General features: G+C 64.0%; 24 protein-coding genes. 13 read left to right on the top strand and 11 right to left on the bottom strand.

All coding sequences use genetic code 11. From position 1 onward, the window contains the following. Positions 1 to 196 precede the first annotated feature (196 nt). Together GV035_RS14890 and GV035_RS14885 are read left to right on the top strand one after the other, a co-directional pair. Positions 197 to 427 (top strand): hypothetical protein, encoded by a 231-nt coding sequence (locus tag GV035_RS14890; RefSeq protein WP_159835818.1) that lies wholly within the window; start codon positions 197 to 199, stop codon positions 425 to 427. A gap of 47 nt (positions 428 to 474) precedes the next feature. Continuing rightward, on the top strand, positions 475 to 789 hold the full coding sequence (locus GV035_RS14885) for a hypothetical protein (protein WP_236572613.1): 315 nt from the start codon (positions 475 to 477) through the stop codon (positions 787 to 789). Positions 790 to 884: 95 nt separating this feature from the next. Here the strand turns inward: GV035_RS14885 and GV035_RS14880 are convergent, their stop codons facing one another. Together GV035_RS14880 and GV035_RS14875 are read right to left on the bottom strand one after the other, a co-directional pair. Continuing rightward, entirely contained in the window at positions 885 to 1,043 is a 159-nt protein-coding gene (locus GV035_RS14880) for a DUF3309 family protein (RefSeq protein WP_040050372.1), read from the bottom strand. A 276-nt stretch (positions 1,044 to 1,319) separates the two neighbouring features. Then, the gene (locus tag GV035_RS14875) at positions 1,320 to 2,903 is read right to left on the bottom strand and encodes an inorganic phosphate transporter (RefSeq protein ID WP_159835816.1); all 1,584 of its coding nucleotides are present in this window, start codon (positions 2,901 to 2,903) and stop codon (positions 1,320 to 1,322) included. A 198-nt stretch (positions 2,904 to 3,101) separates the two neighbouring features. On the opposite strand from GV035_RS14875, the gene GV035_RS14870 reads away from it, so the two are divergent. Further along, the gene (locus tag GV035_RS14870; protein ID WP_159835815.1) at positions 3,102 to 3,926 is read left to right on the top strand and encodes a TOBE domain-containing protein; all 825 of its coding nucleotides are present in this window, start codon (positions 3,102 to 3,104) and stop codon (positions 3,924 to 3,926) included. A gap of 16 nt (positions 3,927 to 3,942) precedes the next feature. Here GV035_RS14870 and GV035_RS14865 read toward each other — a convergent pair whose 3' ends face one another. Continuing rightward, a complete protein-coding gene (locus GV035_RS14865) occupies positions 3,943 to 4,632 on the bottom strand; it encodes a phosphatase PAP2 family protein (RefSeq protein ID WP_159835814.1) in 690 nt (229 codons plus the stop codon). Between the two features lie 287 nt (positions 4,633 to 4,919). Between GV035_RS14865 and GV035_RS14860 the strand changes: the two genes are divergently transcribed. Further along, entirely contained in the window at positions 4,920 to 6,080 is a 1,161-nt protein-coding gene (locus GV035_RS14860) for an extracellular catalytic domain type 1 short-chain-length polyhydroxyalkanoate depolymerase (RefSeq protein WP_159835813.1), read from the top strand. A gap of 138 nt (positions 6,081 to 6,218) precedes the next feature. Further along, entirely contained in the window at positions 6,219 to 6,392 is a 174-nt protein-coding gene (locus GV035_RS14855) for a DUF3563 family protein (RefSeq protein WP_159835812.1), read from the top strand. Positions 6,393 to 6,482: 90 nt separating this feature from the next. Here GV035_RS14855 and GV035_RS14850 read toward each other — a convergent pair whose 3' ends face one another. The 3 genes from GV035_RS14850 to GV035_RS14840 form a co-directional block, all read right to left on the bottom strand. After that, entirely contained in the window at positions 6,483 to 7,304 is an 822-nt protein-coding gene (locus GV035_RS14850; RefSeq protein ID WP_159835811.1) for a BPSS1780 family membrane protein, read from the bottom strand. A 15-nt stretch (positions 7,305 to 7,319) separates the two neighbouring features. Further along, entirely contained in the window at positions 7,320 to 8,291 is a 972-nt protein-coding gene (locus GV035_RS14845; protein ID WP_159835810.1) for a homoserine kinase, read from the bottom strand. A gap of 91 nt (positions 8,292 to 8,382) precedes the next feature. Continuing rightward, positions 8,383 to 8,793, bottom strand: a complete 411-nt coding sequence (locus tag GV035_RS14840; RefSeq protein WP_159835809.1) for a hypothetical protein — start codon at positions 8,791 to 8,793, stop codon at positions 8,383 to 8,385. Positions 8,794 to 8,972: 179 nt separating this feature from the next. Between GV035_RS14840 and GV035_RS14835 the strand changes: the two genes are divergently transcribed. Next, entirely contained in the window at positions 8,973 to 10,499 is a 1,527-nt protein-coding gene (locus GV035_RS14835; protein WP_159835808.1) for an AMP nucleosidase, read from the top strand. A gap of 52 nt (positions 10,500 to 10,551) precedes the next feature. On the opposite strand, the gene GV035_RS14830 is transcribed toward GV035_RS14835, so the two are convergent. Continuing rightward, positions 10,552 to 11,274 carry a hypothetical protein gene (locus tag GV035_RS14830; protein WP_159835807.1) on the bottom strand — a complete coding sequence of 241 codons (723 nt, stop codon included), beginning with the start codon at positions 11,272 to 11,274 and terminating at the stop codon, positions 10,552 to 10,554. Positions 11,275 to 11,706: 432 nt separating this feature from the next. Continuing rightward, positions 11,707 to 12,456 carry a TIGR00730 family Rossman fold protein gene (locus GV035_RS14825; RefSeq protein ID WP_159835806.1) on the bottom strand — a complete coding sequence of 250 codons (750 nt, stop codon included), beginning with the start codon at positions 12,454 to 12,456 and terminating at the stop codon, positions 11,707 to 11,709. Position 12,457: 1 nt separating this feature from the next. Between GV035_RS14825 and polA the strand changes: the two genes are divergently transcribed. Then, the gene (polA, locus tag GV035_RS14820; protein WP_159837932.1) at positions 12,458 to 15,196 is read left to right on the top strand and encodes a DNA polymerase I; all 2,739 of its coding nucleotides are present in this window, start codon (positions 12,458 to 12,460) and stop codon (positions 15,194 to 15,196) included. Between the two features lie 142 nt (positions 15,197 to 15,338). Continuing rightward, positions 15,339 to 16,712: an NAD(P)/FAD-dependent oxidoreductase gene (locus tag GV035_RS14815; RefSeq protein ID WP_159835805.1), complete on the top strand. Its 1,374-nt coding sequence runs from the start codon at positions 15,339 to 15,341 to the stop codon at positions 16,710 to 16,712. Between the two features lie 26 nt (positions 16,713 to 16,738). On the opposite strand, the gene GV035_RS14810 is transcribed toward GV035_RS14815, so the two are convergent. Next, positions 16,739 to 16,918 carry a hypothetical protein gene (locus GV035_RS14810; protein WP_159835804.1) on the bottom strand — a complete coding sequence of 60 codons (180 nt, stop codon included), beginning with the start codon at positions 16,916 to 16,918 and terminating at the stop codon, positions 16,739 to 16,741. 16 nt (positions 16,919 to 16,934) lie between these two features. On the opposite strand from GV035_RS14810, the gene GV035_RS14805 reads away from it, so the two are divergent. After that, positions 16,935 to 17,810, top strand: coding sequence for a dienelactone hydrolase family protein (locus GV035_RS14805; RefSeq protein ID WP_159835803.1), 876 nt, complete (start codon positions 16,935 to 16,937; stop codon positions 17,808 to 17,810). Positions 17,811 to 17,816: 6 nt separating this feature from the next. On the opposite strand, the gene GV035_RS14800 is transcribed toward GV035_RS14805, so the two are convergent. Then, positions 17,817 to 18,686, bottom strand: coding sequence for a sulfurtransferase (locus GV035_RS14800; RefSeq protein ID WP_159835802.1), 870 nt, complete (start codon positions 18,684 to 18,686; stop codon positions 17,817 to 17,819). 105 nt (positions 18,687 to 18,791) lie between these two features. Continuing rightward, a complete protein-coding gene (locus tag GV035_RS14795; RefSeq protein WP_159835801.1) occupies positions 18,792 to 19,898 on the bottom strand; it encodes an aromatic ring-hydroxylating oxygenase subunit alpha in 1,107 nt (368 codons plus the stop codon). Positions 19,899 to 20,219: 321 nt separating this feature from the next. Here GV035_RS14795 and GV035_RS14790 point away from each other — a divergent pair, with 321 nt between their 5' ends. From GV035_RS14790 to folE2, 4 genes are all read left to right on the top strand, one after another. Next, on the top strand, positions 20,220 to 20,555 hold the full coding sequence (locus tag GV035_RS14790) for an exodeoxyribonuclease VII small subunit (protein ID WP_159835800.1): 336 nt from the start codon (positions 20,220 to 20,222) through the stop codon (positions 20,553 to 20,555). Then, positions 20,552 to 21,439, top strand: a complete 888-nt coding sequence (locus GV035_RS14785) for a polyprenyl synthetase family protein (protein WP_159835799.1) — start codon at positions 20,552 to 20,554, stop codon at positions 21,437 to 21,439. The genes GV035_RS14790 and GV035_RS14785 overlap by 4 nt, the downstream gene beginning before the upstream one ends. A gap of 84 nt (positions 21,440 to 21,523) precedes the next feature. Continuing rightward, positions 21,524 to 23,434, top strand: coding sequence for a 1-deoxy-D-xylulose-5-phosphate synthase (gene dxs, locus GV035_RS14780; protein ID WP_159835798.1), 1,911 nt, complete (start codon positions 21,524 to 21,526; stop codon positions 23,432 to 23,434). Positions 23,435 to 23,584: 150 nt separating this feature from the next. Then, positions 23,585 to 24,382, top strand: coding sequence for a GTP cyclohydrolase FolE2 (folE2, locus tag GV035_RS14775; RefSeq protein WP_159835797.1), 798 nt, complete (start codon positions 23,585 to 23,587; stop codon positions 24,380 to 24,382). Positions 24,383 to 24,810 lie beyond the last annotated feature (428 nt).

The following is a 24,810-nucleotide window of genomic DNA, read 5'->3' as shown; positions in this document are numbered from 1 at the left end:
GGAGAATTAAGCCCGGCTTAATCGATGTCCTACGGGCCGGGATATGCGGCAAAAAGTCGCTCGCAGCCGTCTGCGACGCCCGGTGCGCCCGGTCAATAGCCGCTTCGGCATTTTCGCCACGGCGTACGCCGCGTGTTTGCTGCGCGGTCGCATTACTGTATATTCGTACAGCTTGTCCGCAACAAGGAGCTTGCCGATGATTTCCCGCAACGATTCGCTCGAAGCCGCCGCACTCGAACGCTTCATGCGCGCGAGCCGCGCGGTGAACGCAGCGTTCGACGCCACGCGAGGCGAACCGCACGGCGAGGAAAGCACGCAGTCCGTCGCGCGCTCGATGGCACGCCTCGACGCCGCGCTGTGCGAACTGGAAACCTCCGAACGCTCGCTCGACGCGATTCTGTCGCGCAGCGCGCGTCAGGGTCACTGAGTCGCAACCGAATCTCAACCGATGCTCAACCGATGGAGCGAAACGACTTGAAGCTCGCATTCCTGACGATGGCCTTCGTGCTCGGAACGTCGCCGGTGCTGGCGGCGCAGCGGTATACGGAAGTCTGGAATCCGCCGGAAGTGCAGTCGCAACCGGCGAAGGGCAAGGCGAAGGCGCACGCCGCGTCCCGCACAGCGGCAAAAAAGAAACCGAGAAGCGCGGCGGCGGTGAAGCAGATCGCCGACAAGGCCGCCATTGAACAACCGGCGGTCGCGCCGCGCGCAAAGGCGGCATCGCCCAGGCAGACGGAGCCTGTCATTCCCCGCAAGATCGAGCCGAACGGTCAAGTCATGCGGGTGTGAACCGGCGAATTGGGCATCGAATGAAAGAAGGGCGCTCCATCGAGCGCCCTTCTTTTTTCCGGCGAGCGGCGGACGCGTGCGGCGCCCGCCAGATGTCATATACGGCCCATCAGCAACAGAACGATCACGACGATCAACACGACGCCGAGAATGCCGCTGGGTCCATAACCCCAGCTACGGCTGTGCGGCCAGGACGGGATGGCGCCAATCAACAGCAAGATCAGGATGATAAGCAGGATGGTTCCGATCGTCATTTGACTTCTCCTTATAAAAGACCGCGCGACCATCCGGCTCGACGTGGACCCTCCCCAACAGCTACACGTCTATGCGCAGCGGCAAGGAAACCGCTGGCCGTCCGGTGTTGCGATCGACGAGCAGCAAGGAGCAACCTCCGTGCCACGCTGCGCGCATCGACGGCAGCACGGCGCCGCACGCATCGACGACGGCGCGCGCGGCAAAGGCATTTGTCAAAATGAAAGACCGGCTATCAGCGCGCGCAAAATTTGCAATGTCACGCGCCCGGTCGTGCGTCAGAAGAGTCCGCGGAAGGCCCAGAACAGCACACCGGAGAGCGCGATGGAAACCGGCAGCGTCAGCAGCCACGCGAGCGCGAGACTGCGCACCGTGCGCCATTGCAGGCCGGAGCCGTTGGCCGCCATCGTGCCCGCGACGCCGGACGACAGGACGTGCGTCGTGCTGACCGGCAGGCCGTAGACGTCGGCGGCGCCGATGGTCAGCATCGCGACGAGTTCGGCCGACGCGCCTTGTCCATACGTCAGATGCGTCTTGCCGATGCGTTCGCCGACCGTCACGACGATGCGCTTCCAGCCGACCATCGTCCCGAGGCCGAGCGCCACGGCGACGGCCACCTTTACCCACGTCGGGATGAACTTCGTCGCGTGGTCGAGCTGGTGCTTGTAGTTGTCGAGCACGGCGGCATCCGCGGACGCGAACGCGGGCGATTTCTGCTTCTCCATCACGCGCAAGGCTTCGGACGCGATGTACATCTCGTTGCGCACGTTGCGGACGTTGCCTTGCGGCACCGAGGCGATCGTCTCGCTCGGGCGGATCTGCGACTCGATCGAGCCGATGAGCGCCTTCAACGAAGCAATGGTATCGGGCGCGAGCGTCTTGGTCTGCACGTATCTTTCGACCTGAGCGCGTGCATCCGGCGCCGGGGACGCGCCGCCGCTGTAACGTTGGAGCGTCTCCGTCGCGCTGTGGCTCACCGCGAGAAACGTCTGCGTCTCGGCCGGCGTGACGGCCTTGTTGAGCGCGTAGGCGGTCGGCACGGTGCCGATCAAGATCAGCATGATGAGGCCCATGCCCTTCTGGCCGTCGTTGGAGCCGTGCGCGAACGACACGCCGGTACACGTGAGAATCAGCAGGCAGCGAATCCAGAACGGCGGCGGCGTGTTTTTCTTCGGCTCCTGATAGAGCGCCGGCACGCGCACGACCAGCTTCAGCACATATAGCAGAAAGCCCGCGAGCACGAAGCCGACGATCGGCGAAAAGAGCAGCGACTTGCCGACCGACACCGCCTGGCTCCAGTCGACGCCCGATGTGCCGTTGCTTCCGTGCAGCATCTGATTCATGAGGCCGACCCCGATCACGGAGCCGATCAACGTATGCGAACTCGACGACGGCAGACCGAGCGCCCACGTGCCGAGGTTCCAGATGATCGCCGCGATGAGCAGCGCGAAGACCATCGCGAAGCCCTGCGAACTGCCCACGCCGATGATCAGTTCCACCGGCAGCAGTTGCAGGATCCCGAACGCGACCGCGCCGCTCGAGATCAGCACGCCGATGAAATTCCACGTGCCGGACCAGACCACGGCCAGATTCGGCGCCAGCGAGTGTGTGTAGATGACGGTCGCGACCGCGTTGGCCGTATCGTGGAAGCCGTTCACGAACTCGAAGCCGAGTGCGATCACGAGCGCAATGCCGAGCAGAATGTAGGGGAACGCCGACGATTCGCGCACCGGCGAGAGATCCTCGAACAGGTGCAGGATGCAGTACACGACGCCCGCGCCGATGGCGAGCAGAAAGACCAGAAACGCGAAACGCTGTCCTGGCGTGCGGCCTTGCGTCTGGGGGAAGACAACCTGATTCATGATGCGTCCTTGGGGCGAAGGCCGGCGAAGGGAAAAGGTCATGTTTCACGGGGCATGTGTCGCTTTCATGACTTCGTGAACAATTCCTATTTCCTCTGATGTGATGCGCGCGCGAGCCAGTGCGCGCCATCGGAGGCCGTCGCTATAATGCGCCGGCACGTTTCGCGTCTCGCGCATTCCACGATTGAAAGGCGACCGATGATCAAGACGACACCGCCCGCCGCCGCCGAACCGCTGGCGTTCGGCGGCTCGGTCTGGGTAAAGAGCGGCGGCGAAACGCTCGGCGGCGCGGCGCGCGTCGCGCTCCTGGCGGCAATCCGCGACACCGGATCGATCACGGCAGCCGCGAAGCGCGTCGGCATGAGCTACAAGGCGGCATGGGATGCCGTCGACACGATGAACAATCTCGCCGGCGAGCCGCTCGTGATCACCGCGTCCGGCGGGCGGGGCGGCGGCGGTACGAGACTGACGGCGTCGGCGCTGCGCCTGATCGAGACGTATCGCGCGGTCGAACGCGAGCATCGCAAGTTTCTTCAACACGTGGGCGAGGCCATCGAGGGCTTCGAACGCGACTGGCAACTCATCGGGAGATTGGGAATGAAAACGAGCGCGCGGAACCAGCTTGCGGGAAAAATCGCGAAAATCACGCGGGGCGCGGTGAACGACGAAGTCGAGCTCGGCTTGCCGGGCGGTCAGAACATCGTCGCGGTCGTCACGCACGAGAGCACCGAGGCACTCGGCCTCCAGGAAGGCGGCGACGCATTCGCGCTCATCAAGGCGTCGTGGGTCATGCTGATGGAAGATTCGCCGGCCAAGCTGTCGGCGCGCAATCAGTTGCGCGGAACGATTGCGAGCGTGACGCGCGGTGCGGTCAACGCCGAAGTGACGCTCTCACTCGACGATTCGACCACCATCACCGCGATCATCACGAACCAGAGCGTGGACACGCTCGGGCTGGCCGAAGGTCAGAAGGCCGTCGCGGTAATCAAGGCGTCGAGCGTGATCATCGGCGTGAACGACTGACGCGAATCGCTTTTTTCTACGCGGCGGCGCGATAGCGCGGCGCGTACAGATCGGCGCGCCGCTCGGGCGCGCGATAGATTTTCGCCTTCCAGCGCGCTCGCACATACGGGCGCCCGTGGCCAGACAGTCCGAGCGCGATTTCCGTGATCCAGTGCTGCGTCGGCACGGGCACGCCGTGCAGCGCCACGACGACTGCGCAGAGGCTCGCCGTCACGGGCGTCGGCGAGAGCTTCCCCGGCTCTGCCCTCCACGCAATCGACACGAACGCAATCGCGACCGCGCCGCCGAGCGCGCATCCCGTGACGACTTCCGAGACCGAATGCGCGTTCACCACGACGCGCGACCCGCCGACCACGACGCCCAGCAGCAGTCCCAACGCGACACCGCCCGCCCGGACGGCCCCGCGCGCCGGCAACAGCGCCACGAAGCACGCGACCGGAAGCACCGCCGTCGCCATGAACGCGTGCCCGCTGATGCCGGTGAAGTCGATGTTTCGCATGCCGACTCCCCAGCCGATGAACGCAATTTTGCTGAGCGCGACGCATCCGCTACCCGCGCCCAGCAGCGCGAGCCACTGAATCGTGTACTTCCAGCCGTAGCCGAGGGCGAGCCACGCGGCGGCGGCAAGCCCCACCGGCAACATGACGCCGATGCTGCCAAGCGCGGTAATGCTCATCCAGAGGGAAGCGGGTAGATCGACGTTCATCACACTTATTGGGAATAGCAGTTGCTGCATTGCGGCAGCAACGGGGTGATCGGTGCGGGCGAGGCGAAAGTATAGCTGCTCGGAGCAGTACGAAACTTGGACCTCATTTCCCGCGATAAATGCCTGCAAAAGCATCGAACAGCGGTTTATCTATGTGAATTGACGGAAACGCTCTCGAACGGCGAAAAGTACGAGCAAGCCAAACGGCGAATTTGATGGTATTGTGCAGTGCAACACGGCGCCGAGAATTGCGCGTCATCTGAATACGCTTTAGGAGAACCAGCCGAATGTCGAAGAGCCTGACGAAGCTTTGGTTGCGTGGCTTGAGACGCCTGGTCGCTGGCCAAGTCGAAACCATTCGCCCGCCCAAGCCGCGCCCCGCCGCGAAGCCAGCGCGCCCGAAAACTGTCCGCTCGAAACTGAAATCCGGCGCCGCCAAAAAGGCCGCGACTGCGCCGCGTCCCACGGCGCGCCCGGACATGCGCGAGTCGCGCGTCAGGCCACGCGCGTCAGCCTGGGCGCGCGGCAAGTGGGACCGCTCGTACCATTCGGCCCCGCCAGCGGCGGGCCGATTCGTCAACCATCTGGCCTACGCGCTGTACGTTCCGCCCAGGACCAGCCTCGGCCGCTTGCCGCTCGTGGTCATGCTGCACGGCTGCCAGCAAAGCGCCGACGAGTTCGCGCAGGGCACGCGAATGAACCTGCTCGCCGACAGATACGGCTTCGCGGTGCTGTATCCCGAGCAATCGAAACACGACCACCCGCATCGCTGCTGGAACTGGTACGACGATTCGACGAGCGGGGGCGGCGGCGAGGCGGCGTCCATCGTGTCGCTGATTCGCGCGATGCTCGCCGAGCATCAATTCGACGCCGAGCGCGTCTATCTTGCGGGGATGTCGGCGGGAGCGGGCCTGTCCGCGCTGCTTGCGATCCGCTATCCCGACTTGTTCGCTGCCGTCGGCCTGCACTCGGGCGTCGTCTTCGGTGAGGCGAACTCGGCGATCGGCGCGATGGACGTCATGCGTCGCGGCAGCCGGACCGACCCGATCACGCTCATCGACGCCGCGCTCGACGTGCGCGACTATCCGGGCATGCCGGCGGTCATTCTTCACGGCGAGCTCGATTCGGTTGTGACCGCCAAGAATGCCGAGCAACTGACGCAACAGTTTCTTCGGCTGAACGGCTTCGTCGACGCAGCGGGCAAGCCCCGCGCGGGCGAAGTGCGGGAGGAAACGCATCCCGATGGCGTCGTGTGCGACTACTTCAAGAACGGGCGGCGCGTGGTGAAGACCTCGGTGGTCCGCGGTCTCGGCCACTCATGGGCGGGCGGCGACGACACGGTCGCGTTCCATTCGTCGAAAGGGCCGGATTCGTCCGCCGTGCTGTGGGAGTTCTTCAAGCATCAGCGCCGCTCGAGCGAAGCGACGCGCGCCGCGTTCGTCGCGTAAGGCGGCGGAGCATTGTTTCGGGTGTTGCAATTTCGTCTTTAGTATCAGCGTTCTAGCAGTAAAGGCTGGCGTTGGATCAGGGATTACCCTATAATCACGTTCATAGGTAGTTACCCCAGTATCCCAGCGAGGCCAATCATGTTCCTGCTTTCCCGCATTTTCCTTTTCCTGACCAAGACCGCTGAAGAGCGCAACCGCGAGCGTGACGACGCATACCTCGCTGAAGCCACTGACATCTACGATCTCGAATATCGCATGAAGAAGCTGGATCAGCGCGCGGCCGCCCGTCATCCGTCGTGGATGACGCACTAAGTCGTCTGACAGCGAAGTTTGAGTTGAAGTGAAAAAGCCGGCAGTCCGCCGGCTTTTTTGTTGCTTGCTCGCCGCCTTCGCGCGGCACGACTAGCGTCCGGGCGCGCCCGACGCATTAGGCAGATCCGGCGCGTCCGGCGTCTGCACGCCGAAGCAGCCGCGATACGTCGCGTAGAAAGAACAGTAGAGCGCGGTGGTGACGAGGATCGACGCCGGCATCAGCACCGCGAACGCCATCTCCTGCCCGACGCCGAGCGCCTGCATCAGCGCGGTCAATCCGAACGATACTGCTAGCGCCACCGCAATCCATAGGACGCCGTACAGGATGAACGCCCCGCGATTGCGCCAGCACGAGACGAGGCTGAAAAAGAGCGCCTTCGCGGTCGGCACCTCGTGCCATGCGATCAGAATCGGCGAGAACCAGAACAGCATCGCGACCGGCAGATAACACGCCATGGCCACCAGCACCGCCAGCGGGCTGAAGCTCGCCGCGACGGTTTCGGGATCGCCCGATGGCGTGTTGCCCAGCATCAGATTGAGGAGCGTGCCGCCGTCGACCAGGGCGGAGATGCCGAAAATCACGGCCATCGCCAGCACATACAGCGCACCGAGCACCAGCAACCGACGCGCGACCGCGCTGCCATACGAGCGAAAGCCGTCGACGAGGATGGTCGGCCAGACCGGCTTGCCGGCGATCGTGTTTCTGCACGCCGCCATGAAACCCACGGCGACGCCCGGAATGAACAGCAGCGGCAGCAACGGGCCGACGACCGGCACGCGCGAAATCAGCGTCATCACGAACAAATAGGCGAAGAACACCGTGAGGAACGCAAACGGGTTGCGGCGGAACAGCCAGATGCCCTGGCGGAACCACACGTAGCCGGTTTTGGCGGGAACTTCGATCAGTTGCATGAGGGAGTCGCTGAGTTACCGTTTGGCGGAAGAGGACGCGGCTTGAACGCGTTCGCGCAAAATGCGCTCGAAATGGCCGGGATCGTGCGCCTTCAGGATCTGCGCTTCTCGCGGACGATGAAAGTCGTACAGCCGCGACACCCAGAAGCGCATCGCGCCCGCGCGCAGCATGTCGTTCCAGTGACGCTCCTCGGCCGGCGTGAAAGGACGCACGGTCTGATAGGCGCGCACGAGCGCATCGACGCGGGCGGCATCGAGCGCACCCGTCGAGAGGTCGACGCACCAGTCGTTCACGGTCACGGCCACGTCGAACAGCCACTTGTCCACGCCCGCGAAGTAGAAATCGAAGAAGCCGCCCAGCCGCGCGTGCTCACGCCCATGCGCGAACAGCACGTTGTCGCGAAACAGGTCGCAGTGGCACGGGCCGGCGGGCAGCGCGGCGTAATCGGCCGAGGCGAAAAACGCCGTCTGATGCGCGAGTTCGGCTTCGATCAGTTCGCGCTGGCTGTCGCTCAGGAAGCCGGCGATGGCCGGCACATTCTCTTGCCACCATGGCAGGCTGCGCAAATTCGGTTGATGGCGCGCGAAATCGCGCCCCGCGAGATGCATGCGCGCGAGCATATTGCCGACTTCGATACAGTGCGCGGGCGTTGGCGTCAGTTCGGGCGCGCCTTCGAGTTTCGTGACGATGGCAGCCGGTTTGCCGCGCAGCATGCCGAAGAGCGAGCCGTCGCAGCGCGGCATCGGGTCGGGAACCGGCACGCGATGCGAGGCCAGATGCCGCATCAGGTCGAGATAGAACGGAAGCTGCGTGGCCGTGAGATTCTCGAAGATCGTCAGCACGTACTCGCCGTGCGTCGTCGTGAGGAAGAAGTTGCTGTTTTCGATGCCCGATTGAATGCCGCGAAATTCGACGACATCGCCGAGATCGTAGTGTTGCAGCCAGTCGCCGAGCTCGGCGTCAGAGACGGGAGTGAATACGGCCATGCAGGAAACGTCGGTCTGGTTGGATTGGCCCGTGCGGGCCGAATGACGAAGCCCGCTGACGGACAGCGGGCTCGAAGCTATGTTACCTGGCTCAATAACGCAGATTGACGGACGGCAGGCGCGTGCTGGCGCGGCCGCTGTCGCGCACTTGCGGCGACGTATCCGCAGGCGCGCTCATCTGATAATGCGTGCCGAAATTCGAATGCACGTTGATTTCGACGGGCTTGCCCTTGTCGCGGTACTCGGTGATTTCGGTCCCGTTCGGACTCAATTCGTGGAAGCTCGGCGTGCGCGGCGGCGAAATTTCGACCTTGGAGCTGACATTGGCAGGCGGACGGTTGATCGCCTTCAGATCGGGAAGGCCCGCGGCTTCTTCCGCCGACATGGTGTGCTGAGCCGGTTGCGCCGCCGGCGGATTCGCGTTGGATATCGGCTGCGCGAACGCGCCAACGCTTGCGGCGGCGAGGACTGCCGCCGTGGCGACAGAAAGAAGCGGCTTCATGATAATTCTCCAGGGATGGCCGGATTCTAACAAACCCTATCGAAGCGCAACGGACCGCGTGCGTCGCCGGCAATCGGGCGTTGCAATGAGACGCGCGGTAGGGGCTTCATGGTCCGTGCATTCTTCCGTGTTAATGTCGATTCATCCGAGACGGCATTGACGCACACGCACACAAGACCATGACAAACGACCGCACTCAAACCACTCAGGGCACGCCGGCCAACGATTTTCCGACCGAATCCTTCGATGACCCGGTCGCCGCCGTCACGCGCCTGTCCGCCATTTATGAAGCGAACACCGCGTTCCTGCGCGATGCCTTCGCGCGATACCGGCGCCAGGAGCAGTTCACGCATCGCGTGCGCGCGTGCTATCCGTTCGTGCGCGTTCGCACGGAGCTGAACACGCACATCGATTCGCGCCGCTCGTACGGCTTCGTCGCGGGGCCGGGCATCTTCGAGACGACGCTCACGCGTCCCGATCTCTTCGGCGATTACTACCGCGAGCAGTTGCGGCTGCTCTCGAAGAATCACCACGTGGGCATCGAAGTGGGCGTATCGGCGCAGCCCATTCCCATTCACTTCGCGTTCGCCGAAGGCATTCATCTGGAAGGCGATCTCGACCGCGACCGCCTGCTCGCAATGCGCAATGTCTTCGATACGCCGGACCTCGCGCTGCTCGATGACCGCATCGTCAACGGCACGTACGAGCCGGGGCCGGGCGAGCCGCATCCGCTTGCGCTGTTCACGGCGGCGCGCGTGGACTTTTCGCTGCATCGGCTGCGCCATTACACGGCGACTTCGCCGACGCATTTTCAGAATTACGTGTTGTACACGAACTATCAGTTCTACATAGACGAGTTCGTGAAGTTGGGACGCACGCTGATGTCGCGCGCCGACGACGAAGAGACGCGCGCGTATCGCAGCGAGTATTCGTCGTTTGTCGAGCCGGGCGATGTCATCACGTACAACGCGAATCTCGGCGAGCAGCCCGACGAAGGCACGGCGCTCGCGCGTCTGCCGCAGATGCCGGCGTACCACCTGAAGCGCGCGGACGGCAGCGGCATCACGATGGTGAATATCGGCGTGGGGCCGTCGAACGCGAAGACGATCACGGATCACATCGCGGTGCTGCGTCCCCATGCGTGGGTCATGCTCGGCCACTGCGCGGGTCTGCGCAACACGCAGCGTCTGGGCGACTACGTGCTCGCGCATGGCTATGTGCGCGAGGACCATGTGCTCGATGCCGATTTGCCGCTCTGGGTGCCCGTGCCGGCGCTCGCGGAAGTGCAGGTCGCGCTGGAAAAAGCGGTGGCGCAGGTGACGCAACTGGAAGGCGTCGAATTGAAGCGCGTCATGCGAACGGGGACGGTCGCAAGCGTCGATAACCGCAACTGGGAACTGCGCGATCATCGCGAGCCGGTGCAGCGGCTGTCGCAAAGCCGCGCGATCGCGCTGGACATGGAGAGCGCGACCATCGCCGCGAACGGCTTCCGCTTTCGCGTGCCGTACGGGACGCTGCTATGCGTATCGGACAAGCCGCTGCATGGCGAACTGAAGCTGCCGGGCATGGCGGATCAGTTTTATCGCGTGCAGGTTGATCAGCACTTGCAGATCGGCGTAAAGGCGATGGAACTGCTGCGCATGAACGGCTTGTCGAGGCTGCACTCGCGGAAGTTGCGGAGTTTTGCGGAGGTGGCGTTTCAGTAAGGCGATCCAGCGCGTAGCGGGCGGCGTGGGCCGCCGCCCGCGATGCAGTGGTTTATTGCTGCGGACGCGGCGCGCTCATCAAGCGCGTGTAGTTCATCCAGCCGGTCACGGGCGCCTCCGTGCCGTGGGAGGGCGTGCAGCCGGTTTGCTGATCCAGTTCTTCCGGCATGCAATACGCGCCTTCATAGGTCACACGTACCCACGGCGTATTCGTTCCCGATGACTCGGTGACGTTGCGCATCGTGGATGTATCCACGCTGACTTTCGAATCCTTCGGCACGATGAGGAGCGCGGCGCAAGTCGAACCGGGACAGGAGCGCATGTTCATGTCGATGCCGCCAAGATACATATCGACAATGCCGCGGTCGCTTGTGGCATTCGGCTGCGGCTGGTCGGCGGCGGGAGCTAACGGCGCGACTTGCGTAGACAGCGCGCCGATGCGATTCAGGTCGTCCTGGCTGACTTTGCGGATGAAGCTGTAATCGCGCTGGGTACCGTCGGCGGCGGTGATGGTGATTGCGCCGGTTCCGTCGCATTCTCCGCATTTCGTCGGGGTGATGGTGCGCACTTCCTGCTTGCCGCTCTTCCAGAAGATCTTGACGTTGACCGTGCTGTTGTCGACGTCCACGTCGCCGAGCGCGGCGGGCAGTAGCGTGTCGCCTTGTGCTATCTGGATGTCGTTGCCCGATGCCGAAATGACCGTCAGGCCCGCGCCGGTAGCCGGCTTCCAGACGCCCGAGATGCTATCGAGCAATGAGTTGCGCTCTTGTTTCATGCGATCGGCTTGGGATGGGAGGGCTGCGCTGGGCGCGGCAGCAGGCGCGCTCGCCGACGCCGGAACCGATGCGTCGTTTCGCTGCTTGTCATGGCATCCTGCAAGCAGGGCCATCACGGCCGCGACTGTGCCAGCGAGCTTCAAAAGGGTGCTTGATGCGTGCTTCATGTTGCTTGTATCGCCTTTGGATCATGCGGAGACAGGCGCACGTTGATTGTCGCCTTATCTCAAAAACCGCATTTCAATTAATAGAAACTATCGAGGGGCCGTAAAAATAGCCGCATACGCCATTGACGCTGCGGCTGCTGCCCGTTGCGGGCGATATTAGCGATTCAACGCGAGTCCATCAAGTCCGTCCGTTGATTAGTACGCCTATGGGTGGTTGGCGAAAAACGGACGCCTCCGACTGCGAGGCGTCCGTGCGTAGCTCGATCAAAGATAAAACATCCGATCCTCGTCCGACTTGCCCTCAGCCGGCTCTTCGGCCTTCTCTTCGCGGTCTTCGTAAAAGCGCAGCACGGCATCGAGCACCTGATCCGGCTCGTCGATGACCTGCATCAAGTCCAGGTCTTTCTCGCTGATCACGCCGTTGGTCAGGAGCGTCTTCTTGAACCAGTCGAGCAGTCCTGCCCAGAACTCCGCGCCCACCAGCACGATCGGCACATGACGCGACTTTTTGGTCTGGATGAGCGTGAGCACTTCGGCGAGTTCGTCGAGCGTGCCGAAGCCGCCCGGCATCACCACGACGGCATCCGAATTCTTCACGAACGTGACCTTGCGCGTGAAGAAGTGACGGAAGCGCAGCGAGATGTCCTGCCACTGATTGCCCGACTGCTCGTGCGGCAATTCGATGTTCAAGCCCACCGACGGCGACTTGCCCGCATGTGCGCCCTTGTTGGCCGCTTCCATGATGCCCGGCCCGCCGCCCGAGATGACGGCGAAGCCCGCGTCCGAGAATTTCTGCGCGATTTCGATGGTGCGCTGATAGTACGGCGACTCCGGTTTCAGACGGGCCGAACCGTAGATGCTGATGGCAGGACGGATCTCCGAGAGGTACTCGGTCGCCTCGATAAACTCTGCCATAATCGTGAACATCTGCCACGACGCGCGGGCCTTCTTGGCTGTCGCGCGCTCTTGATCTGCGAGTGATCGCAGACTCGGAATCACTTTTCTCTTGTTCATAATGCCTGAAGAACTCAGTCTTGAAGGTAAGACCCTGCTATTGGTCGACGGTTCTAGCTACTTGTACCGGGCCTACCATGCGATGCCTGACCTGCGTGGTCCCGACGGCGGTCCCACCGGCGCACTGTATGGGATGGTGAACATGCTGCGGCGCTTGCGCCGCGAAATCAATGCAGAGTATAGCGCGTGCATCTTCGACGCAAAGGGCAAGACCTTTCGCGACGACTGGTACGCCGAGTACAAAGCCAACCGTCCTTCGATGCCCGAAGACCTCAGCAAGCAGATCGAGCCCATCCATGTCGCGGTGCGCGCGCTCGGCTGGCCGCTCGTGATGATCGAAGGCGTCGAGGCCGACGACGTCATCGGCACGCTCGCCGTGCAGGCCGAAAAGCGCGGCATGAAGGTAATCGTCTCGACGGGCGACAAGGATCTGGCTCAACTCGTGACGGATCATGTCACCCTCATCAATACGATGACCAACGAAACGCTCGATCGCACAGGCGTCGTGAACAAGTTCGGCGTGCCCCCGGAGCGCATCGTCGATTATTTATCGCTCATTGGCGATACCGTCGACAACGTGCCGGGCGTCGAAAAATGCGGACCCAAGACCGCGCTCAAGTGGCTCACGCAATACGAAACGCTCGATGGCATCGTCGCACACGCAAGCGAGATCAAAGGTGCGGTAGGAGACAATCTGCGCAAGGCTCTGGACTTCCTGCCGATGGCCAGAAAGCTCGTCACCGTGCACACGGAATGCGACCTCGCTTCGCAGATCGACTCCATCGACGAGACGCTGCAAACGCGTCCCGAATCACGCGATGAGTTGCGCGATGTCTTCCTGCGTCACGGCTTCAAGACCTGGCTGCGCGAGATCGAAATCGCGGACGCGGTCGAAGGCCCGACCGATACGCCGCCCGCCGAAGTCACCGAGATCGTTCACCACTACGAGACCGTGCAGACGTGGGAACAGTTCGATGCATGGCTCGCGCGCATCGAGGCCGCCGAGATCACGTCGTTCGACACGGAAACCACGTCGCTCGATCCGATGGTCGCGCAGATCGTCGGCTTATCGGTGGCCGTCGAGGCGGGGCATGCCGCCTACATTCCGGTCGCGCATCGCGGGCCGGACGCGCCCGTGCAATTGCCGCGCGATGAAGTGCTCGCGAAGCTCAAGCCCTGGCTCGAAAGTGCATCGAAGAAGAAAGTCGGCCAGCATCTCAAATACGACGAGCAGGTGCTCGCGAATCACGGCATCGCATTGAACGGCGTCGAGCATGACACCTTGCTGCAATCGTACGTGCTGGAGTCGCATCGGCCGCATGACATGGACAACCTCGCGTTGCGGCATTTAGGCGTGAAGACCATCAAGTACGAAGACGTGGCCGGAAAAGGCGCGGCGCAGATCGGCTTCGATGAAGTGGCGCTCGACAAGGCCGCCGAATATGCAGCGGAGGACGCGGACGTCACGCTGCGCCTGCATCAGGCGCTTTATCCGCAGGTCGCGGACGAAGAGGGCCTGCTGCGCGTGTACCGCGATATCGAAATGCCGACGTCGCGCGTGCTGCGCAAGATCGAGCGCAACGGCGTGCTGATCGACCGCGCGAAGCTCGACGCGCAGAGCAACGAGATCGCCAAGCGCCTGATCGAATTGCAGACGCAGGCGTATGAGCACGCGGGCGGCGAGTTCAATCTCGGATCGCCGAAGCAGATCGGCCAGATCTTCTTCGAGAAGCTGCAACTGCCCGTCGTCAAGAAGACGCCGAGCGGCGCGCCTTCCACCGACGAAGAAGTGCTGCAAAAGCTCGCCGAAGACTATCCGTTGCCGAAGGTGCTGCTCGAACATCGCGCGCTGTCCAAGCTCAAATCGACGTACACGGACAAGCTTCCGCGCATGGTCAATCCATCCACGGGGCGCGTGCACACGAACTACGCGCAGGCCGTCGCCGTGACCGGGCGCTTGTCGTCGAACGAGCCGAATCTGCAAAACATCCCGGTGCGAACCGGCGAAGGCCGGCGCATTCGTGAGGCGTTCATCGCGCCGCCGGGCAGCAAGATCGTGTCGGCGGATTATTCGCAGATCGAACTCCGCATCATGGCGCACATTTCCGGCGATGCATCGCTCATGCGCGCGTTCAAGGAAGGCGAGGACGTGCACCGCGCGACCGCATCCGAGGTGTTCAGCGTGACGCCGCTCGAAGTCGACAACGACCAGCGGCGCATCGCCAAGGTCATCAACTTCGGCCTGATCTATGGCATGAGTTCATTCGGCCTCGCGTCGAATCTCGGCATCACGCGCGACGCGGCGAAGCTCTATATCGACCGCTATTTCGCGCGCTATCCGGGCGTGGCCGCCTACATGGAAAACACGCGCGTCACGGCGAAGATGAACGGCTTCGTCGAAACCGTGTTCGGGCGGCGCCTGTGGCTGCCCGAGATCAACGGCGGCAGCGGCCCGCGTCGTCAGGCGGCGGAGCGCGCCGCGATCAACGCGCCGATGCAGGGCACCGCCGCCGACCTCATCAAGATGTCGATGATCGCGGTGCAGGACTGGATCGAAAACGCGGGCTTGCGAACCAAGATGATCATGCAGGTTCACGACGAACTCGTGCTCGAAGTGCCCGAAGAAGAACTGCCCGACGTGCGCAAGCGTCTGCCCGAGCTCATGTGCGGCGTCGCTGCGCTGCAAGTGCCGCTGGTCGCGGAAGTGGGCGTCGGCAACAACTGGGAGGAAGCACACTGAGGGCGCACTGAGCGGCCGGCAGCGAGCATATGCCGGACATGCGACGGCGGCGCTTGTGAATGCCGCGTCGCATCACGCACAATGAGGCAGCGAGGCGAGCGGATAGCGCCGTGCATTCCATCAGGCAAACGGAGAGGTTTTCATGCATCGCTTCATTATCGTCGGCGGCGGGGCCGGCGGTCTCGAACTCGCGACGCGTCTCGGCGACCGCTATGGTTCGGGCGAAGGCAAGGCGGACGCCAAGGCGGCGCGCGCGCAGATCACGCTCGTCGATCGCAATCCGACGCACATCTGGAAGCCGCTGTTGCACGAAGTCGCGGCGGGCAGCATGGACCCGTTCACGCAGGAACTCGAATACGCGGCGCAGGCGCTGTGGCACGGTTTCGAGTTTCAGCAAGGCGAGCTCATCGGCCTGAACCGCGCGGCGAAGCGCATTACGATCGGCGCGCTGCGCGACGACGAAGCCGGTGAATTGCTGCCCGAGCGAGAGCTGGAATACGACACGCTCGTAATCGCCATTGGCAGCACGACGCATTTCTTCGGCGTCGAGGGCGCGCAGCAGTACTCGATTGCGCTCGATACGGTCGGTCAGGCGGAGCTTTTTCGCAAACGGCTGATCGCCGCGTGCATGCGCGCCGAGCACGTCGTGCCGGAACTCGCCGTGGAAGGGGCCGCGCAAGCGCAAGAGCCCGTCATCGTGGAAGCGGCGCCGCGCATTCAGATCGCGATCGTCGGCGCGGGCGCGACGGGCGTCGAATTGTCGGCGGAACTGCGCAACACCGCGCAAGTGCTGTCGGCGTACGGCTTGCACAAGCTCGATCCGAAGCATGACATCGGCATCGTGCTGATCGAAGCGGGGCCGCGCATTCTGCCGGCGTTGCAGGAGCGCGTATCGACCGCGACGGCGGAACTGCTCACGAAGCTCGGCGTGAAGCTGATGACGGGCGAGACGGTCGCGCAAGTCACGCGCGACACGATCCGCACCGCGAGCGGCAAGATGATCCGCGCTGATCTGACGGTGTGGGCGGCGGGCATCAAGGCGCCCGCGGTGCTCGCGCAACTCGACGGCCTGCCGACCAATCGCCTCGGCCAGTTGATCGTGCGCCGCACGCTGCAGACCGAGATCGACGACAACGTCTTCGCGCTCGGCGATTGCGCGGCGTGTCCGTGGCCGGGCAACGAACGCAACGTGCCGCCGCGCGCGCAGGCGGCGCATCAGCAGGCGAGTTTCCTGTTCAAGGCATTCACGCGCCGCATGGACGGCAAGCCGCTGCCCGAATACACCTATCACGATTTCGGCTCGCTGGTTTCGCTCGGGCATTACAGCGCGGTCGGCAATCTGATGGGCGGGCTGATCGGCGGGAACATGCTGATCGAAGGGCTCTTCGCGCGCTTCATGTACATGTCGCTGTACCGGCTGCACGTCGCGGCGCTGCACGGCTACGCGCGCATGGTGCTCGATACGTTCGCGCACTGGCTGCGCCGGTCCACCGCGCCGCGCGTGAAGCTGCACTGACGCGCACGCCTTCGCGACAAAGCTGTTTAGAATGAGCGGCGCGCCATGTCGGGCGCTGCGGGCGATGCGGCTTGCCGCCCGAAACCAGTCGTGTAGCGCCGCGCTGTTTCCTTCGGAGACGCCAGCGCGGTTTCCGGTTCAGTGCCATCGGTGCGGCTGTGGCTCGACGACGCGAGCGCCCGCATCGCGGCGCGTTGGCGGCGCATGCCGCAGGAGCTTCCAATGCTGACTCCCGAAGTCGACAGCCTCATTCCGCACGTTCCGTTCGACCGACGCACGTTCATCAAGGCCGCTTTCGGCACCGGCTTCGCGGCGGCCGTGCTGCCCGTCTCCGCGCAGACCATTCATACCGATGCCGACGGCCTGGAAGCCGGCGCGATAGGCGTTCGCGGCGCGGACGGCACGCTGATTCCCGCGTATCGCGCGCAGCCGTTGGGCAAGACGCATCTGCCGGTCATCATCGTGATTCACGAGATTTTCGGCGTGCACGAACATATCGCCGATGTCTGCCGCCGCTTCGCCAAGCTCGGCTATCTGGCCATCGCGCCGGACCTTTACACGCGGCAAGGCGATGCGTCGGTGTATCCGTCGATCCAGCAACTCAACGATCAGCTCGTCTCGAAAGTGCCGGATTCGCAGGTGCTTTCCGATATCGACGAGACCGTGAAGTGGGCGGGCGAGCACGGCGGCGACCTGAAGCGGCTCGGTATCACCGGGTTCTGCTGGGGCGGGCGCATCACGTGGCTGTACGCGGAGCACAATCCGCGCGTGAAGGCGGCGGTTGCGTGGTACGGGCGGCTCGCCGGCAACAAGACGGCGAATTCGCCGAGCAATCCCATCGACAATGCCGCCGAACTGAAAGTGCCCGTGCTCGGCTTGTATGGGCGGCAGGATCCGAGCATCCCGCAGGACACCATCGAGCAGATGAAACAGGCCATCGCGAACGGGCCGCCGAGCGCGCGCGGCTCGCAGTTCGTCGTCTACGACGACGCGCCGCACGCGTTCTTCGCGGATTATCGTCCGAGCTACCGCAAGGCCGACGCCGAAGACGGCTGGAAGCGCGCGCTCGCGTGGTTCCGCGAGCGCGGCGTCAAGTAAGACGGATCAGGGGTTCGCGCCGGTGGCGACGGGGCGGCCAGGATCGGCGCTCCATTCGCTCCATGAGCCGGGGTACAGCGCCGCGCCGTGCAGCCCGGCGATTTCCATCGCGAGCGCGTTATGGCACGCCGTCACGCCCGATCCGCATTGCAGCACGACGCGATCCGTCGGCGTCTCGCCGATCAGCGAGCCGAACGCTTCGCGCAGTTCGTGCGCGGTTTTGAAGCGGCCTTCCTGCGTCAGATTGTTCTTGAAGAAGTGATTGAGCGCGCCGGGAATATGGCCGCCGACCGGATCGATCGTTTCGTTCTCGCCGCGATAGCGGTCGGCGGCGCGCGCATCGATCAGCAGATGATCGCGCGTGCCGATGCTGCGCTCGATCGCCCGTGCATCGACGGTGACTTGCAGCGGCTGGCCGGCCTTGAAGGTGCCCTGCGTCGTCGGCGGCACGGCGGTGTCGAGTGGCTTGCCTGCGGTCTCCCACGCCTGCAGGCCGCCGTCGAGCAAGGCGACGGAATCATGCCCGAGCCAGCGCAGAAGCCACCAGAGACGCGCGGCGTACATGCCGCCTTGCGCGTCGTAGGCGACAACCTGCTGACCTTCGTTCAAGCCGAAACTCGCGAGCCGGGCGACGAGCGCCGCCCGCTCCGGCAGCGGATGCCGGCCGTTCGTGCCGGTTTTCGCGCCGGAGAGGTCGCGGTCCAGATGCAGGTAATGCGCGCCGGGAATGTGGCCAGCGGCGTAGGCGGTCTCGCCCGCTTCCGGGGCGGCCAGATCGAACCGGCAGTCGAAGACGAGCACGCTGCCGGGCGCGTCGGCGAGCCGTTCGGCGAGATTGGCCGCGGAAATGAGCGTGGTGTAGTGAGTGTGCGGCATGGCGGCTCCTGATGGTCTTCGACACGGACTTCGAAGTGGATGAACGCCTAGTGTAAACAAGAAAACGGGCCCGAAAGCCCGTCTCTTGTAATCATGCCGCCGCGCTCAAATGCTGCCGAGCTGATGCCGCAAAAACTCGTGGAAGTGCTGCATGCCGGATTCCATCGGACTTTGATAGGGCCCGACCTGATTCTCGCCGCGCGACATGAGCGCGCGACGGCCCGCGTCCATGCGCTCGGCGATTTCGTCGTCCTCGCGGGCGGTTTCCATGTACGCGGCGCGTTCGGCCTCGATGAACTCGCGCTCGAACAGCGCGATCTCCTCGGGGTAATAGAACTCGACGATGTTTGTCGTCTTCTGCGTGCCGCGCGGAATGAGCCACGACACGACGAGCACGTGCGGATACCACTCGATCATGAGACCGGGGTAATACACCATCCAGATGGCGCCGAACTCCGGCGGCGCGCCGTTGCGAAAGCGCAGGACCTGATCGTGCCACTTGCGGTACGTGGGGCTGCCGGGCTTTTCCAGATTCTTGTGGACGCCGACCGTCTGCACGCTGTACCAGTCGCCGAATTCCCATTCAAGGTTGTCGCACGACACGAAACTGCCGAGGCCGGGATGGAAAGGCGCGACGTGGTAGTCCTCCAGATAGACCTCGATGAAGGTCTTCCAGTTGTAGTTGCACTCGTGGACTTCGACGTGATCGAACATGAAGCCCGAGAAATCGAAGTGACGCGCCGTGCCGAGTTTGGCGAGATCGGCCGCGACGTTGCGGCCTTCGGCCTCGAAGAGCAGCCCTTGCCAGTTCTGCAGCGGCGTTGCGCCGAGATTCAGGCACGGTTTGTCCGCGAAATGCGGTGCGCCGAGTAACTGGCCGCTCAGATCATACGTCCAGCGATGCAGCGGGCAGACGATGTTGTCCGCGCTGCCGCGCCCGTTCAGCATGATGGCCTGACGGTGGCGGCACACGTTGGAAAGCAGTTCGATGCTGTTTTGCTGATTGCGGACGAGCACGCGCCCTTCGCCCTCGCCGGGAAGCGCGAAATAGTTCCCCGCCTCGGGGACCATGAGTTCGTGCCCGATATAGCGTGGACCTTGCTTGAAAAGTACGTCGAGTTCGCGCGTTAGAAGCGCATCGTCAAAGTAAGCCGTGACTGGCAGTTGACTATGGACAGCCTTCAACTGCAATGCATTGCTCAGATTGGACATTCCCACTCCCGTTAAGACGTGAAAGCAGTGAACAACCCAACCATCGAAGATTCGATTTAGGGAGCCCGCGATTATACCGAAATCCGCCTCGCTGGGGCGCATAAGGTCTTGATTTGGGTATAAATTGTCGCGAGAGTTCCGACGAAAACGCATTTCGCTGACATTGCGCAAGCGTTGTTCCGCGCGCCTGCCGGGGGATGCCCCGTCGCACGTCGTGCGCCTCGCTGCCGTAGCGCGCGCACGGGATGCGGGTCGAAAAACTGGCTTTTGCCGTAGAATGTGCGACTTGGTTCCAATTTTTTCACCGCACATCCACGATTCATGGCGAAGACCGCAGAAGACGCAACAAGCGAAGAAGCCCGCGCCGATGCGCCGGGCGCGGACGCCTCGCCGCTTCCGCAGAATTACGAAGCGGCGCTGGCCGAACTCGAATCGCTCGTGGCGCGCATGGAAGAAGGCGCGCTGAGCCTCGAGGAATCGCTTGCGGCGTACCGCCGGGGAGCGGCGCTCGTAGGCTTTTGCCAGCAGCAGCTCGAAAAGGTCGAGCAGCAGGTTCGCGTGCTCGACGGCGAGACGCTCAAACCGCTGCCCGCCGAAGTCCAGCGCGCCGCCCAGGGTACGGGAGCTACGAACGACAACGGGGACGACGACCTATGACCTTCGAACAATGGATGCGCGCCACGCTCGACCGCGTCGAAACGGCGCTCGAGCACTGTCTTCCCGGCACGGACGTCGCGCCGGCGCGTCTGCATGAAGCCATGCGCTACGCGGTGCTCGGCGGCGGCAAGCGCGTGCGTCCGCTGCTCGTTCACGCAGCCGGCGAACTCACCGGCGCGAGCGCACACGCGGTCGAGGCCGCGAGCGCCGCGCTGGAAATGATCCACGTTTATTCGCTCGTGCATGACGACATGCCCGCGATGGACGACGACGCGCTTCGTCGCGGCAAGCCTACGGTACACATTCAATATGACGAAGCGACGGCGCTGCTCGTCGGCGACGCGCTTCAGTCTCAGGCGTTCATCGCGCTGACGGCCGAGGGCAATGGTCTGTCGGACCGTCAGCAGGCCGCGCTCGTGCGCGAACTGGCGGTCGCGAGCGGCTCGGTCGGCATGGCGGGCGGGCAGGCCATCGACCTCGAAAGCGTCGGGCGCAAGCTGTCGCGGCCGGAACTCGAAACGATGCATCGCAAGAAGACGGGCGCGTTGTTGCGTGCGTCGGTGCGCATGGGCGCGCTTGCCGGCGACGAGCCGGGCGCGGACGCGCTCGCCGCGCTCGATCAGTATGCTGCCGCGGTCGGGCTCGCGTTCCAGGTCGTCGACGATATTCTCGATGTCACCGCGGACTCCGCGACGCTCGGCAAAACCGCCGGCAAGGACGCGCAGCACGACAAGCCGACTTACGTGTCGATCATCGGACTCGACGCGTCGCGCGAACTCGCGGCGCAGCTCGGCCGCGACGCGCACGCCGCCATCCAGCCGTTCGGCGGGCGCGCGCAGCGTCTTGCCGAACTTGCCGACCTGGTCGTGAACCGGGCGCATTAATTGTTGAACGCGTGACGAGGCCCACGGCGCGAACGTCATCGTCGCGCTGAACGAATCACGCCAGTTTTCCTAAATGGGACGACGATGTACGACTTGCTGAAAACCATCGACGATCCGGCCGATTTGCGTGCCCTCGATCGACGTCAACTGCAGCCGCTTGCCGACGAACTGCGGGCCTACGTGCTCGACAGCGTGTCGCAGACGGGTGGCCATCTGTCGTCCAACCTCGGCACGGTCGAGCTGACGATCGCGCTGCATTATGTGTTCGATACGCCGGGCGACCGCATCGTCTGGGACGTCGGTCATCAGACGTATCCGCACAAGATTCTGACCGGACGCCGCGACAAGATGCCGACGCTGCGCCAGCTCAACGGCATTTCCGGCTTTCCGCGCCGCAGCGAATCCGAATACGACACGTTCGGCACTGCGCATTCGAGCACGTCGATTTCGGCGGCGCTCGGCATGGCGGTCGCGAACAAGCTGCAAGGCGACAACCAATATTCGATCGCCGTGATCGGCGACGGCGCGATGACCGCGGGCATGGCGTTCGAGGCGATGAATAACGCGGGCGTCGCCGACGACCTGCCGCTGCTCGTCATCCTGAACGACAACGACATGTCGATTTCGCCGCCGGTCGGCGCGCTGAACCGCCATCTCGCGCGCCTGATGTCGGGCCGTTTCTATGCCGCCGCCCGCGCGGGCGTCGAGCGCGTGCTGCGCGCCGCGCCGCCGGTGCTCGACCTCGCGCGCAAGCTCGAAGAACACGCGAAAGGCATGATCGTGCCGGCCACGCTCTTCGAAGAGTTCGGCTTCAACTACATCGGCCCGATCGACGGGCACGATCTCGACTCGCTCATCCCGACGCTGCAGAACATCAAGGAATTGCGCGGTCCGCAGTTCCTGCACGTTGTCACGAAGAAAGGCCAGGGCTACAAGCTCGCCGAAGCCGATCCGGTGCTCTATCATGGCCCCGGCAAGTTCAATCCGGCCGAAGGCATCAAGCCGTCGACGGCGCCGTCGAAAAAGACCTATACGCAGGTGTTCGGCGAATGGCTCTGCGACGCCGCCGCGCAGGATTCGCGCGTCGTCGGCATCACGCCGGCCATGCGCGAAGGCTCGGGCATGGTCGAATTCGAGAAGCGTTTCCCGGACCGTTATTTCGATGTCGGCATCGCCGAGCAGCACGCGGTCACGTTCGCGGGCGGGCTGGCTGCGGACGGCATGAAGCCGGTCGTCGCCATTTACTCGACATTCCTGCAGCGCGCCTACGACCAGTTGATCCACGACGTCGCGTTGCAGAATCTGCCGGTGGTCTTCGCAATCGACCGCGCGGGCCTGGTCGGTGCGGACGGCGCGACGCACGCGGGCAATTACGACCTCGCGTTCCTGCGCTGCATCCCGAACATGACGGTGATGGCCGCCTCCGACGAAAACGAGTGCCGCCAGATGCTGTACACGGCGCTTCAGCAGCCGAATCCGACGGCCGTGCGCTATCCGCGCGGCGCGGGGGCGGGCGTCGCGACCGTCAAGCAGATGACCGCGATTCCGCTCGGCAAGGGCGAAATCCGCCGTCAGTCTGCGCAGAAGATGGGTTCCGGCAAGCGCATCGCGATTCTCGCGTTCGGCACGATGGTCGCGCCGTCGCTCGCGGCCGCCGAGGAACTCGACGCCACCGTCGCGAACATGCGCTTCGTGAAGCCCGTCGACGCGGACTTGCTGCGCGAACTCGCCGCGACGCACGACGCGCTCGTGACCGTCGAGGAAGGCACCATTATGGGCGGCGCGGGTTCCGCGTGCGTCGAGGCGCTGCTTGCGAGCGGCGTCGTGAAGCCGGTGCTGCAACTCGGCCTGCCCGATGTTTTCATCGACCACGGCGATCCCGCCAAGCTGCTCGCGAGCGTCGGACTCGATGCGGCCGGCATCGCGCGCTCCATCCGCGAGCGTTTCCTGTCCGCCGTCGAAGCCGCGGGCAAGCTGACCAAGCGCGTCGCCTGACGCGAGAGCGGCCACGGGCGCTCGGGGCGCGCCGTTCATCGGCAATGGCCGCAGTGTGTTGGCTGACGGCGCGGGCAAAGTCCCGCGCCGTTTGCGTTTCACCGAACAGCGCCGCGCGGCGTGCGCGTCGGTGCCAAAAGGACATAACAAATGAATCAGATGAATCCCGCCTTCGTGATGCCCGATGTTCAGAGCACGCCCGACACGCGCCAGATCGCGATTCAGCGCGTCGGCGTGAAAGGCGTGCGGCATCCATTGACGGTGCGTACCGAAAGCGGCGTGCAGCCGAGCGTGGGCGTGTGGAATCTCGACGTGCATTTGCCGGCGGATCAGAAGGGCACGCACATGTCGCGCTTTGTCGCGCTGCTGGAAGAGCATCGGGAGCCGCTCGATCAGGCCGCGCTGCGCGCCATGCTCGCCTCGATGCTGGCGAAACTCGAAGCGCATTCCGGCCGCATCGAAGTGACCCTGCCGTATTTCGTGATGAAGACCGCGCCCGTGTCCGGCGTGCAGAGCCTGCTGGACTATGAGGCGACGTTCATCGCCGAGAAGCGCGACGGCGAGACGCGTCTGTCGCTCAAAGTGCTCGTGCCGGTGACGAGCCTGTGCCCCTGCTCGAAGAAGATTTCGCAGTACGGCGCGCACAATCAGCGGTCGCACGTGACCATCACGGCGGAGTTGACGGGCTACGTGGCGGTGGAAGAACTGGTGCGCATCGCTGAAGAAGAAGCGTCGTCCGAGCTGTGGGGGTTGCTCAAGCGCCCCGACGAAAAGTTCGTGACCGAGCGCGCGTATGAGAATCCCAAGTTCGTGGAAGACCTCGTGCGCGATATCGCGACGCGGCTGAACGCGGACGAGCGCATCCTCCGGTATGTGCTGGAAGCGGAGAACTTCGAGTCGATTCACAACCACAGCGCGTATGCGGTGATCGAGCGGGACAAACGCTGATTGCGTGCGTGCGTGCGTGCGTGCGTGCGGGAGGCGAGTCGAGCGGAAGCCGGTCCTTGTGGCCGGCTTTTCTTCATGCGGATTCGGTTGGCGTTGGCGCGGGGCGCGCGTGCTGTCGATGCAGCGGATGGCGGGCGGCCTCGACGCGCTTGCTTTGCCTCTCTGGCGGCGGCGCCCGCATTCGGCGTCGCGAGCACGCACGTCGGCGCTGCTGACGGCGATGCTCGTTTCTGCGGACGTATTCGGTCAGGCATCGCCCAGTGTCGCGCACACCGGACCCTGGACGCGACCGCCACCGCACTCGCCATGGCGAACGCGGCGCTGCCTCGCCTTCTTCTGACGCCGCTCCTTCGTAGGCCCCGACCGATATCCGTGTGCTTCGCGCTGCCGTTGTTTGCCTAACGCGCCCAGCCGTAGAATGCTCTTCC

The organism is Burkholderia sp. 8Y, from assembly GCF_902506145.1.
Taxonomy (GTDB): domain Bacteria; phylum Pseudomonadota; class Gammaproteobacteria; order Burkholderiales; family Burkholderiaceae; genus Caballeronia.
The sequence above is the reverse complement of the archived record's forward strand: the minus strand, read 5'-3'. Positions and strand labels throughout refer to the sequence as shown.